10 protein-coding genes are annotated in these 11,884 nt (G+C 70.7%); 5 read left to right on the forward strand and 5 right to left on the reverse strand.

Features of this window, described 5'->3' with window-relative positions; translation table 11 throughout:
* Positions 1–32 precede the first annotated feature (32 nt).
* Entirely contained in the window at positions 33–968 is a 936-nt protein-coding gene (locus ACLQ27_RS08075; RefSeq protein WP_234590559.1) for an ABC transporter ATP-binding protein, read from the forward strand.
* Complete coding sequence (locus ACLQ27_RS08080; RefSeq protein WP_357495894.1) at positions 965–1,786, forward strand: ABC transporter permease; 822 nt, start codon at positions 965–967, stop codon at positions 1,784–1,786. The genes ACLQ27_RS08075 and ACLQ27_RS08080 overlap by 4 nt, the downstream gene beginning before the upstream one ends.
* Before the next feature lie 53 nt (positions 1,787–1,839).
* Here the strand turns inward: ACLQ27_RS08080 and ACLQ27_RS08085 are convergent, their stop codons facing one another.
* A complete protein-coding gene (locus tag ACLQ27_RS08085) occupies positions 1,840–2,247 on the reverse strand; it encodes a hypothetical protein (RefSeq protein ID WP_425866148.1) in 408 nt (135 codons plus the stop codon).
* Entirely contained in the window at positions 2,244–2,582 is a 339-nt protein-coding gene (locus tag ACLQ27_RS08090) for a hypothetical protein (RefSeq protein ID WP_425866150.1), read from the reverse strand. Before ACLQ27_RS08090 ends, ACLQ27_RS08085 begins: the two co-directional genes overlap by 4 nt.
* Positions 2,583–2,840: 258 nt before the next feature.
* On the opposite strand from ACLQ27_RS08090, the gene ACLQ27_RS08095 reads away from it, so the two are divergent.
* Both ACLQ27_RS08095 and ACLQ27_RS08100 read left to right on the forward strand, forming a co-directional pair.
* Positions 2,841–6,590 carry a multifunctional oxoglutarate decarboxylase/oxoglutarate dehydrogenase thiamine pyrophosphate-binding subunit/dihydrolipoyllysine-residue succinyltransferase subunit gene (locus tag ACLQ27_RS08095; RefSeq protein ID WP_357495888.1) on the forward strand — a complete coding sequence of 1,250 codons (3,750 nt, stop codon included), beginning with the start codon at positions 2,841–2,843 and terminating at the stop codon, positions 6,588–6,590.
* A gap of 121 nt (positions 6,591–6,711) precedes the next feature.
* Positions 6,712–6,891, forward strand: coding sequence for a DUF6104 family protein (locus tag ACLQ27_RS08100; protein ID WP_357495886.1), 180 nt, complete (start codon positions 6,712–6,714; stop codon positions 6,889–6,891).
* 41 nt (positions 6,892–6,932) lie between these two features.
* Here ACLQ27_RS08100 and ACLQ27_RS08105 read toward each other — a convergent pair whose 3' ends face one another.
* The 3 genes from ACLQ27_RS08105 to ACLQ27_RS08115 form a co-directional block, all read right to left on the reverse strand.
* Positions 6,933–9,098 carry a bifunctional polysaccharide deacetylase/glycosyltransferase family 2 protein gene (locus ACLQ27_RS08105; RefSeq protein ID WP_425866153.1) on the reverse strand — a complete coding sequence of 722 codons (2,166 nt, stop codon included), beginning with the start codon at positions 9,096–9,098 and terminating at the stop codon, positions 6,933–6,935.
* Positions 9,091–9,753: a hypothetical protein gene (locus tag ACLQ27_RS08110; RefSeq protein ID WP_357574688.1), complete on the reverse strand. Its 663-nt coding sequence runs from the start codon at positions 9,751–9,753 to the stop codon at positions 9,091–9,093. The genes ACLQ27_RS08105 and ACLQ27_RS08110 overlap by 8 nt, the downstream gene beginning before the upstream one ends.
* Positions 9,754–9,904: 151 nt before the next feature.
* The gene (locus tag ACLQ27_RS08115; RefSeq protein ID WP_425866155.1) at positions 9,905–11,023 is read right to left on the reverse strand and encodes an FAD-dependent oxidoreductase; all 1,119 of its coding nucleotides are present in this window, start codon (positions 11,021–11,023) and stop codon (positions 9,905–9,907) included.
* Between the two features lie 102 nt (positions 11,024–11,125).
* Between ACLQ27_RS08115 and ACLQ27_RS08120 the strand changes: the two genes are divergently transcribed.
* Complete coding sequence (locus ACLQ27_RS08120; RefSeq protein ID WP_425866157.1) at positions 11,126–11,815, forward strand: TetR/AcrR family transcriptional regulator; 690 nt, start codon at positions 11,126–11,128, stop codon at positions 11,813–11,815.
* Positions 11,816–11,884: the final 69 nt, after the last annotated feature.

Below are 11,884 nucleotides of genomic sequence, written 5' to 3' on the forward strand. Positions count from 1 at the left end.
GGCGTACCTCGACGCCACACGGGAGGAGAATGATGACTGACGGGCAGCGAAGCCCCACCAGCGACGGTCAGATCGTGGTGTCCGGTCTGACGAAGCAGTACAAGAACGTGCGGGCGGTGAACAACCTGTCCTTCACCGTGGCACCGGGGCGGGTGACCGGCTTCCTCGGCCCGAACGGCGCCGGTAAGACCACCACGCTGCGCATGCTGCTGAACCTGGTCACCCCGACCGCGGGTACGGCCACCATCAGCGGTCACCGCTACGCCGACCTCACCGACCCGCTGCGGCACGTCGGGGCGATCCTGGAGGCGTCCAGCGCGCACAAGGGCCGCACCGGCATCAACCACCTGCGGGTGATCTGCGCGGCGGCCGGTCTACCCCGGTCGCGGGCCGACGAGGCGCTGGAGCTGGTCGGGTTGACCCCGGCGGCGAAGCGCAAGTTCAAGGGCTACTCGCTCGGCATGAAGCAGCGGCTCGGTATCGCCGCCGCGATGCTCGGTGACCCCCGGGTGATGATCCTCGACGAGCCGGCCAACGGGCTGGACCCGGAGGGCATCAGGTGGATGCGCGGGTTCCTCAAGAACCTGGCCCACGAGGGTCGTACGGTGCTGGTCTCCAGCCACCTGCTGTCGGAGATGCAGCTGCTCGCCGACGACGTGGTGATCATCGCGGCCGGGCAGCTCGTCCGGCAGGGGCCGGTCGATCAGGTGCTCGGGTCGATGGCCCAGGGCGCCCAGGTGCGGGTCCGCACCCCGCAGGCCGAGGCGCTGACCACCGCGCTGAAGGCGCAGTCGGCCACCGTCACGACCGACGAGCACGGCGTCCTGCTGGTCTCCGGGGTGGACGCCCCCACGATCGGTCGGGCCGCCCTGGCCGCGGGCGTGGAGCTGCACGAACTGACCACCGAACGACCCGACCTGGAACGGGTCTTCCTGGAGCTGACGGCCGGAAAGGCGGGTATCCGATGAACCTCGTCCGATCCGAGTTGCTCAAGATCCGTACCACCAACACCTGGTGGGTGTTCGCGCTGATCAGCCTGCCGCTGTGGGCGCTCACGCTGCTCTTCAACTGGTTGCAGACCGACGCGCTGACCAGCACCAACCCCGCGGACGTGGGCGACCAGTCCGCCCAGTTCGAGGCCGCGGCCACCCCGGACGCGATCGCGTCGAACCTGTTCACCTCCGGGCAGTTCTTCGGCCTGCTGATCATCATGCTGCTCGGCATCATCGTGGTGACCAGCGAGTTCTTCCACCAGACGGTCACCACCACGTTCCTCACCGCGCCGCACCGCACCGCGGTGATGGCCGCCAAGCTGGTCGCGGCGGGTGTGCTGGCGCTGCTGTTCTGGCTGGTCACCACCGTGCTCAACCTGATCGCCGGCTCGGCGGTGCTGAGCGCGGTGGGGTTGGACTCGCAACTCGGCAACGACGCAGCCTGGCGGGCGATCGGGTTGAACCTGCTCGCGTACCTGCTGTGGGCCGTGTTCGGCGTCGGCATCGGCGTGCTGATCCGCAGCCAGATCGGCGCGACAGTGACCGGCATCCTGCTCTACCTGGGCGGCTCGATCGGTGCGGCAGTGGTGATCGCCGTCCTGGCCAACCGCTGGGGCGACTGGATCAACAACCTGCAACTGCTGGTGCCGTCGCTGGCCTCGTCGCTGATGGTCACCGGGGCGGACATCCCGGGCAACCCGCCGCGCTGGGCGGGCGCCGCCGTGCTCATCGGATACGCGGTGGTCACCGGCGTGGTCGGCACCCTGCTGATGCGCCGGCGCGACATCTCCTGACCGACGCGGGTTCCGGGGTGGCGGCGGCACGGCCGCCACCCCGGGCCTGCGCCTCACCCGCCCGGGCAGCTCCGGCCGCCGCTGATCGGAATGCACTGGGTGACCACCGGGTCGGGCTCCAGATCGGCGGGGACGTGCCCGATCAGCGAGCTGGTGGCCATGCTGCCGACCAGCGCGACCGCCACGTACAGCAGCACCGTCCCGGCGAACGCCCAGGCGAAGTGCCGACGCCAGAGGGTCTCCCCCGCCCATCCGGTCAGCAGCAGGCCGAGCACCGGAAGCACCCCGTTGAGCAGGAGCCCGGTCGTCAGCAGGGCGTCAGTGGTCGCGCCGAACGCCTGCGCATCGTCAGCGTTCGGCGTGTACGGCCTGGACATGCGCCGGATCAGGCCCACCAGCAGGAGGAACGGCACCCCGTAGAGCCAGCCGAAGAAGAGCCCGCCAAGGCCGAGCCGCTTCACGAGCGACCCAGGTACGCGGCGGCGCAGACCCCGACGCTGAGCGCCGCGGCGGTGGTGCCGGCGAGCACCGCCGAGGGGACGAGTCGGACGACGAGCGCGGTCACCAGCGCCGTCACGACCAGCAGCCCGAGGAGCACCGGCGTGCCCCACACCAGACCGACGAACACCAGCGACTCACCCGGCGACAGGCAGCTGAACCAGGCCGCACAGTCGTCGTGCGGCGCACTCGGCACGCTCGTCGTGCCCACCGCGATGGCCGCGATCGCGGTGACGTACCAACCGGCCGCCACCGCCATGCTCCGGCCGTAGCGCCCCCGTGCCCCGTCATGATCCATGCGCCCGATCCTCGCGGACCGCGTCGGCCTGGCGACATCCGTACCGGTACTCAATCTGGCCTTAGCAGCCGGGGACGGGCCGCGCAGGGGTTGGTGAACTTCTGGCATCTTCTGTGAATCCGGCCACCCCATCGAGGCGGAAATGCCTGCGCGATCTGTACGGCGTAGCCTGGGAGTCGTCCTGTCCGTTGTCCATCAATTGGACGCGACGGACACCGCGTGACACACAAACCCGCGTGAAAGAGGCGATTACCGGCCGTGTCGACCCAGCAGACTTCGCAGGAGAACCCACTGGCGGGTTTCGGCCCGAACGAGTGGATCGTCGAGGAGATGTACCAGCGGTACCTCGCCGACCCAACGAGCGTCGATTCGGCCTGGCACGACTTCTTCGCCGACTACCGGCCGGCGCCCGGCGCCGGCACGCCACGCCGGGCTGAGACGTCGGGCAAGCCGGCCGCCGCGCCCGAGCCCGACGGCCAGCCGGAGGCGGCGGCCACGGTCAGCCAGCCCAGCACCCCGGCGAAGCCGGCCGCCGCCGCCAGCAAGCCGGCCGCCGCGCCGTCGGCGCCGGCCAAGGCCGCGCCGGCGAAGGCCACCCCGGAGAAGGCCGCGCCGGCCAAGCCGGCCGCGAAGGCCGCCGCGCCGAGCGCCGACGGCCCGCAGACCACGCCGCTGCGAGGTGTCGCCGCGAAGATCGTCCAGAACATGGACGCCTCGCTGAGCGTGCCCACCGCGACAAGCGTCCGCGCGGTCCCGGCGAAGCTGCTGGTCGACAACCGCATCGTGATCAACAACCACCTCGCCCGAGGGCGCGGTGGCAAGGTCAGCTTCACCCACCTGGTCGGCTACGCGATGGTCCGGGCGCTCGTTCAGCACCCGGAGATGAACAACTCCTTCGCCGAGGCCAACGGCAAGCCGGCAGTGGTCCGCCCGGCGCACGTCAACCTCGGCATCGCGATCGACCTGGCCAAGCCGGACGGCAGCCGCAACCTGGTGGTCCCCTCCATCAAGGGCTGCGAGCAGATGGACTTCCGGCAGTTCTGGCAGGCGTACGAGGACGTGGTCCGGCGGGCGCGGCGCAACGAGCTGACCATGGAGGACTACTCCGGCACCACGATCTCGCTGACCAACCCGGGCGGCATCGGCACGGTGCACTCCATGCCGCGGCTCATGCAGGGGCAGAGCGCGATCATCGGCGTCGGCGCGATGGAATACCCGGCCCCCTACCAGGGCATGTCCGAGGCCACCCTGGCCGAGCTGGCGGTCAGCAAGGTCATCACGCTGACCAGCACGTACGACCACCGGATCATCCAGGGCGCGCAGTCCGGCGAGTTCCTCAAGGTCATGCACGAGCTGATCCTGGGCGAGCACAGCTTCTACGACGAGATCTTCACCTCGCTGCGCATCCCGTACGAGCCGGTGCGCTGGGTGCGCGACGTGGCCGTCAACTCCGAGGGTCAGATCAACAAGACCGCCCGGGTGCACGAGCTGATCCACGCGTACCGCGTGCGCGGTCACCTGATGGCCGACACCGACCCGCTGGAATTCACCATCCGCAAGCACCCCGACCTGGACGTCCTCCAGCACGGGCTGACCCTGTGGGACCTGGACCGGGAGTTCCCGGTCAACGGCTTCGCCGGGCGCCAGCGGATGAAGCTGCGCGAGATCCTCGGCGTGCTGCGCGACTCGTACTGCCGGCGCGTCGGCATCGAGTACATGCACATCCAGGACCCGGAGGAGCGGCGCTGGATCCAGGAGCGGATCGAGCGCAAGTACGAGAAGCCGTCCGCCGACGAGCAGAAGCACGTGCTCAACCGGCTCAACGCCGCCGAGGCGTTCGAGACCTTCCTGCAGACCAAGTACGTGGGCCAGAAGCGCTTCTCGCTCGAAGGTGGCGAGTCGCTGATCCCGCTGCTGGGCGAGGTGCTCGAGTCCTCCGCCGAGAGCGGGCTGGACGAGGTGGTCATCGGCATGGCCCACCGGGGCCGGCTCAACGTGCTGGCCAACATCGTCGGCAAGCCGTACGAGAAGATCTTCTCGGAGTTCGAGGGTCACCTCGACCCGCGCTCGACGCAGGGCTCCGGCGACGTGAAGTACCACCTGGGCCAGAACGGCAAGTTCACCACCCCGGACGGCGAGCACGTCGTCAAGGTGTCCCTGGTGGCGAACCCGTCGCACCTGGAGGCCGTCGACCCCGTGCTGGAGGGCATCGTCCGGGCCAAGCAGGACCGGATCGACCTCAAGCTGGAGGGCTACACCGTGCTGCCGCTGGCGGTGCACGGCGACGCCGCGTTCGCCGGCCAGGGTGTGGTCGCCGAGACGCTCAACCTGTCGCAGCTGCGCGGCTACCGCACCGGCGGCACCGTGCACGTGGTGGTCAACAACCAGGTCGGCTTCACCACCGCCCCGGAGTACAGCCGGTCCAGCCTCTACAGCACCGACGTGGCTCGGATGATCCAGGCGCCGATCTTCCACGTGAACGGCGACGACCCGGAGGCCGTGGTCCGAGTGGCCCGGCTGGCCTTCGAGTACCGGCAGGCGTTCAACAAGGACGTCGTGATCGACATGGTCTGCTACCGCCGGCGCGGCCACAACGAGGGCGACGACCCGTCGATGTCCAACCCTCAGATGTACAAGATCATTGACTCGAAGCGGTCGGTGCGCAAGCTCTACACCGAGGAGCTGATCGGTCGCGGCGACATCACCGTGGAGGACGCGGAGGAGCTGCTGCGCGACTACCAGGCGCAGCTGGAGAAGGTCTTCAAGGCCACCCGGGACGCCGCCGCCACGCCGCGCCAGCTCAACCGTCCCCGCCGCGAGGAGGAGCCGGAGCCGGCGGTCGACACCGCCACCGATGCCGCCGTGGTGAAGGCGGTCGGCGAGGCGCACACCAACCTCCCCGAGGGCTTCACCCCGCACAAGCGGATCCAGCAGCTGCTCGACCGGCGGGCCAAGATGTCCGTCGAGGGCAACATCGACTGGGGCTTCGGCGAGATCATCGCGTTCGGGGCGCTGCTGCACGACGGGGTCACCGTCCGGCTCGCCGGGCAGGACTCGCGGCGCGGCACCTTCGTCCAGCGGCACGCGTCGGTGGTCGACTCCCGCACCGGCGACGACTACCTGCCGCTCAAGTCGCTCACCGGCGACGGCGAGCGGTCCCGGTTCTTCGTGCACGACTCGCTGCTGTCCGAGTACGCGGCGATGGGCTTCGAGTACGGCTACTCGGTGGAGAACGTCAACGCGCTGGTCGCCTGGGAGGCCCAGTTCGGTGACTTCGTCAACGGCGCCCAGTCGGTGATCGACGAGTTCATCTCCTCGGGTGAGGTGAAGTGGGGTCAGCGCTCCGCGGTGACCCTGCTGCTCCCGCACGGCCACGAGGGCCAGGGCCCGGACCACACCTCCGGTCGCCCGGAGCGGTTCCTGCAGATGTGCGCCGAGGACAACATGCGGGTGTCCATCCCGACGACTCCGGCGAACTACTTCCACCTGCTGCGCCGCCAGGCCCTGTCGCCGAAGCGCAAGCCGCTCGTGGTGTTCACGCCGAAGTCGCTGCTGCGGCACAAGCTCTGCGTCTCCTCGGTGGAGGACTTCACCACCGGCACCTTCCAGCCGGTGCTGCGCGACACCGCCGCCCCGGCACCGGAGTCGGTCAAGCGGGTGCTGCTGTGCTCGGGCAAGGTCTACTACGACCTGTTCCAGGCCCGGCAGGAGCGCGGCATCACCGACACGGCGATCATCCGGATCGAGCAGCTGTACCCGCTGCCGGTCGAGGAGATCCGGGCCGCCCTCGCGCAGTACCCGAACGCGGAGGACTTCGCCTGGGTGCAGGAGGAGCCGGCCAACCAGGGCGCCTGGTCGTTCGTCGCGCTCAACCTGCTGGAGCACCTCACCGACGTCCGGCTGCGGCGGATCTCCCGCCCGGCCGCGGCGGCCCCGGCGGTCGGCTCGGCCAAGACCCACGAGGTCGAGCAGACCGCGCTCATCGAGGCGGCACTCCCCCGCCCGTGACCTGATCGCGCCACGCGAGCCGGGGCAGGGCCGTTTCCACGGTCCTGCCCCGGCTCGCGTCGGTCCGTCCGAACCACCGACCCGCCCGGCCCGCGCCGGGCCGAGCACGAGGACGTACGCCGTGTACTTCACCGACCGTGGCATCGAGGAGCTGGTCGAGCGCCGGGGGGACGAGCAGGTGACCCTGGAGTGGCTGGGCGAGCGCCTGCGCGACTTCGTCGACCTGAACCCCGAGTTCGAGACCCCGATCGAGCGCCTGGCCACCTACCTGGCCCGCCTGGACGACCCCGACGAGGACTGAACCGCCCGACGATCGACCTACCGACGGCTGACCGGCGCCGGTCAGCCGGTGCGGGAGGTTGCCGGCTCCAGCCCGGTGCGTCGGAGTTTCTGCCAGCCCAGCCGGCCGCCGGTCAGTGCGGTGACCACTGCCTGGATCATCACCAGGTACATCAACTGCCGGTAGACGAACTGTTGCAGCGGCAGCACCCACAGCACACCCAGCTTCTCCCGGTCCAGCCGGAACGCGACGATCGCGGTGACCATCTGCACGCCGAGCATGACCAGCCAGGCCACCGCCGTGGCGGTCCGGTCGAGGAAGAACAGGCCGTACAGGGCCAGCAGGTCGATCACGGGCGCGAGCAGCGGCAGCAGCACGCCGAAGAGGCTGAGGAAGAACAGGCATCGCCTGGTGAACCGGCCGGAGGCCCCCCTGTCGAACACGGAGCGGCGGTGCTTCCACATCGCCTGCATGGTGCCGTAGCTCCACCGGTAGCGCTGTTTCCACAGCTGTCCCAGGCTCGTCGGCGCCTCGGTCCAGGCGCGGGCCGTCTCCTCGTAGACCACCTTCCAGCCGGCCCGGCCCAGGGCCATGAGGATGTCGGTGTCCTCGGCCAGGGTGTCGTCGGTCATCCCGCCGGCGTAGCGCAGCGCCTGCCGCCGGAAGCCGCCGATCGCGCCGGGCACCGTCGACATGCAGCGCAGCGTCTCGTAGAGACGCCGGTCCAGGTTGAACCCGATGACGTACTCGATGTGCTGCCACTTGGCGATGAGGCTGCGCCGGTTGCCGACCTTGACGTTGCCGGCTACCGCGCCCACCTGCGGGTCGGCGAAGGGCTGCACGAGCCGCCGGACGGAGTCGGGTTCGAAGACGGTGTCCCCGTCGACCATCACGATCAGGTCGTGGCGGGCCAGCGCCACGCCGGTGTTCAATGCGCTGGGCTTGCCGCCGTTGGGCTTGCGGACCACCCGGACGTTGGGCAGGCCGAGCGCGTCGACGATGTCGGCGGTCCCGTCGGTGGAGCCGTCGTCGACGACCACCACCTCGATCCCGCCGGGATGGTCGCCGGTGGCGAGTGACCGCACCGCTGCCGCGATCCCCTCCCTCTCGTTGTAGGCGGGAACGACCACCGACACCGGCGCGGTGACAGGTGGCCCCCACGTCCAGTCCTTGGCCCGCCGGCGGCGGGCGTGCCGCCCGGCGAGCAGGAACAGCACCGCGGTGCGCCCCACCGTGAGCACGCCGACGAGCACGAAGAGGATCCCGAACACGCTCAGCAGGCGGTCGGCACCCTGGACGGCCCAGACCAGCATCCGGCCGCGCCAGCGGTCCCCCGCGGTGGCCGCCAGGCCGGAGTCCACCCGGTGGTCGGCGCCGGCGGCGGCGAAGGCGAGGTTCAGCCCCTCGGTCGCGGTGACGAACCGGTATCCGCGTTCCTTCATCATCGGAATGAACCGGTCGAGGGCTGCCACGGTCTGCGCCCGGTCACCGCCGGCGTCGTGCCAGAGGGTGATGGCGCCCGAGGTTCCCTCCGGGGCCGCATTCTCGATGATCTTGTTTACGCCGGGCAGCGCCCAGTCCTGACTGTCGGTGTCGTTGAGCACCGTCAGGTAGCCCAGGTCGCCGGCGGCGGTCAGCACCGGCCAGTCCTCGTTGTCGATGGCGTCGGCGTGTGAGGAGTACGGGTACCGGACCAGCGAGGTCCGCACGCCGGTGACGGCGGCCAGGGCGAGCTGCGTCTGGGCGTACTCCAGGTCCCGCCGCCAGCCGGGCAGCTCGGTGAGGTCCGGGTGGGTGAACGTGTGGACGCCGAGTTCGTGGCCGCCACCGACCAGGCTCCGGGCCACGTCGGGGTGTCGGGAGACCTGCGAACCCAGCACGAAGAAGGTGCCCTTGACCTGGTGGGCGTCGAGGACGCGCAGCACCTCGGGGGTCCAGACCGGGTCGGGGCCGTCGTCGAAGGTGAGCGCGATGGTCCGCTCCGGCAGCCGGTAGGAACGGACCTGTTCGCTGTTGGCGCTGATGATCGGACCCCCGGTGACCACCGAGGTGGGGACCTCGCGTTGCCCTCGGCCGCTGTGCTGGTGGTCGGGGGTGAAGGACGCGTTGGCGTACGCGTGGACGACGAGCACGCCGGCCAGCACCGCCAGCAACACGCCCAGCAGGATCCAGCGCGGCGGCGGTACGGCCCGACGTTGGCGGGCTCCCGTGCTCGTCGTCTCAGTCATCGGCGGGTGAGCCGTCGGGCTCGTCGAGCGTCTCGTCCGGTGGCGTCGGCGGGTCCTCGGTCGACGGCGGGACGGCTGGTGTCGGGGCCGACGGAGCAGTCGGCGTGGGTGTGGGCGCGGGGGCGGGCGGGGCCGGCGCTCGGGCGGGACCGCCGCTCGGCGAGCCGGTGACGCCCGGCGAGCGGCGGGGGGCGACCGGGCGGGTAGCCGCCGGGGCGGCGCTGGGGGTCACCGGGGCCGCCGACGTACGGGGGACGGCCGTTGACGGCTCGGGAACTACCGTGATCGCCTCGGCCTGCGGCGACCGGGGCCGTTCGGGCTGCTCGGCCTCGTCCACGAAGGGGAGCACCGTGTGCGGCTCCACCATGCCGCCCGCGAAGCTGACAGCCACCAGCCCGGTGTAGAGCAGACCGAACAGACCGACGGCGTACGCGAGCCAGCGCAGGCGGGAGCGACGTCGGCCGCTGGGATCGACGAACACCGGCGGTGGTTGGGGTACGGCGGCGATCAGCGCGGTGGGGGCGTCGGAGCGGCCGATCACCATTGTCGATTCGTCGACAGGCGCGGCCGGTGGGGTCGGAGCGTCACCGGGCACGCCTGCGGGCGTCGACCTCCGGGTCGACGTATCTTCGCTGCTCAGGCGCCGGGCGGTCATGGGAAGCGAGTGTAGGCGTGAATCTTTTTCGGTTCTTGCGACGCCTGACAGGTGAGACGCCTACCGCACCGCCGACCGAGCGCCTGCTACCTGCCTGGCCCCGCCGGAACGACGCCGACGCCGACGCCTGGGCCGCAGGCCGCAGGCCGCCTCAGCTTCCGGTGAGAGCCTTGATCAACGTGTCAGGTGTGCCGTCGCCAAGCATGTCCTGAAGGTCGGGGCCTTCGGCGTTTGCCGCGGCACTACGCACGGACATGGCCTGCTCGTACGCGGTGAGCGCGGTCTCGATGTCGTCGGGGTGCGCGGCGATGGCCGTGCCGAGGTCGGCGCCGTCGAGAAGGGCCAGGTTGGCGCCTTCGCCGTTGGGTGCCGCCAGGTGCGCGGCGTCGCCGAGCAGGGTCACCCCGGGCCTCCGGTCCCACCGGTGTCCGGCGGGCAGGGTGAAGATGTGGCGCAGGACCGGCGGGGTCTCGCCGTCGGTGACCAGGGCGGTGAGCTCCGGCGCCCAGCCATCGAACTCCCGCACGATCCGCGCGATGGCCGCGTCGGGGTCGGCGAAGTCGATGGCGGCGAACCAGTCCTGCGGCCTGGCGAGCATCACCCAGGTGTGGAGGTTCCCGTCGCGCTCCCGATGGGCCAGGATCCCCCTGCCCGGCTCCAGCACCATCATCGCTCCGCTGCCGACGGTTTCCGCGCTGGTCGGGTGCCGGGTGTCGCCGTCGAACAGGTGGGTCTCGATGAATGAGAAGCCGGTGTACCCGGGTGTGGCCTCGGAGAGCAGCGGTCGGACCCGGGACCAGGCGCCGTCCGCGCCGACCAGCAGGCTCGTGACGACTGCGGTGTCGTTGGTGAAGGCCACTTCGTGGCGGCCCTCGCCGAGGGCGCGCACGCGGCTGACCTTGTGGCCCCACCGGACGGTGCCGGCCGGGAGTGAGTCGAGCAGCATCTGCCGCAGTTCACCGCGCTGCACCTCCGGGCTGCCACCCGTACCGTCGTCGGGTACGTCGAGCAGGAGGTTCGTGTGCCGGTCCAGGAGCCGCATCGCCTGACGCCCCTCCAGGACGAGCTTGCGGAACTCCTCGGTCAGGCCGGCCGTCTCCAGCGCGGGCTGGCCGTTGTAGTCGCGGATGTCGAGCAGTCCGCCCTGCGTACGCGTAGCCGGGGACGCCTCGGCCTCGTAGACCGTGGACGGGATGCCGTGTAGGTGCAGCACGCGGGCCAGCGCCAGGCCGCCCAGACCTGCTCCGATGATCGTGACCGGTGTCGTCATGGTGGTCCCCCAGGTCTGCTGGACGAGCCGTTTATGGATCGCCGCTCCAACGGACGTTAACACGACGTTGGAGCGGCGATCCACCAGTGCGACACTGGGGCCATGGCAAAGAGAACCGCGAACGGAACCGCGGCCCGGCGACGCACGGACGCGCTGTCCCGGGAACTGATCATCCAGACCGCTACGGAAATCCTGGACAGCGACGGCGAGAGCGCCCTGACGCTGCGCGCGCTCACCGTTCGGCTCGAGACCGGGTACGGCGCGATCTACCACCACGTCGCGGACAAGAACGACCTGCTCGCGGCGGCCACCGACGACGTCATCACGAACGTGCTGTCCAGCACGGTCACCACCGGGGGCCCCCGCGAAACCCTGCGTCTCCTCGCCCTGGGCCTGTTCGACGCGATCGACGCCCACCCCTGGGTCGGTGCGGAGCTCTCCCGGCAACCGTGGCGTCCCGCGTTGCTGGACTTCTACGAGAGCATCGGCAGCCTGCTGGACGCACTCGCCGTCCCCGAGGGGGCGCGCTTCGACGCGGCCGGAACCCTGGTGAACTACGTCCTCGGTGTCGCCGTCCAGAACGCCGCGAACGCCCGGCATCTCGCCGACGGCGACACGGACCGGGCGGCGTTCCTGAACACCACAGCCGAGCAGTGGGCACACCTGGACCCCGGCAGGTACCCGTTCGTCCACGCGACGGTGACGCAGCTGCGCGAACACGACGACCGCGAGCAGTTCCTGGCCGGCATCGACATCTTCCTGACCGGCATCGCGGCCCTGCGCCCGGCCTGACCCACCTGCCGCAACAGGCGCCCGGCGGGGCCCGGGACGTGGGGGGCCGTAGGGCCCGGGTGGGGAGTC

Origin of the sequence: Micromonospora sp. DT63, assembly GCF_049841615.1 — a bacterium.
Lineage (GTDB): Bacteria > Actinomycetota > Actinomycetes > Mycobacteriales > Micromonosporaceae > Micromonospora.

Bases quoted from the DNA above. Each gene is read 5' to 3' on its own strand.
- ACLQ27_RS08075 (WP_234590559.1), top strand. From the start codon at position 33: ATGACTGACGGGCAGCGAAGCCCCACCAGCGACGGTCAGATCGTGGTG.
- ACLQ27_RS08080 (WP_357495894.1), top strand. From the start codon at position 965: ATGAACCTCGTCCGATCCGAGTTGCTCAAGATCCGTACCACCAACACC.
- ACLQ27_RS08090 (WP_425866150.1), bottom strand. From the start codon at position 2,582: ATGGATCATGACGGGGCACGGGGGCGCTACGGCCGGAGCATGGCGGTG.
- ACLQ27_RS08105 (WP_425866153.1), bottom strand. From the start codon at position 9,098: ATGACTGAGACGACGAGCACGGGAGCCCGCCAACGTCGGGCCGTACCG.
- ACLQ27_RS08110 (WP_357574688.1), bottom strand. From the start codon at position 9,753: ATGACCGCCCGGCGCCTGAGCAGCGAAGATACGTCGACCCGGAGGTCG.
- ACLQ27_RS08115 (WP_425866155.1), bottom strand. From the start codon at position 11,023: ATGACGACACCGGTCACGATCATCGGAGCAGGTCTGGGCGGCCTGGCG.
- ACLQ27_RS08120 (WP_425866157.1), top strand. From the start codon at position 11,126: ATGGCAAAGAGAACCGCGAACGGAACCGCGGCCCGGCGACGCACGGAC.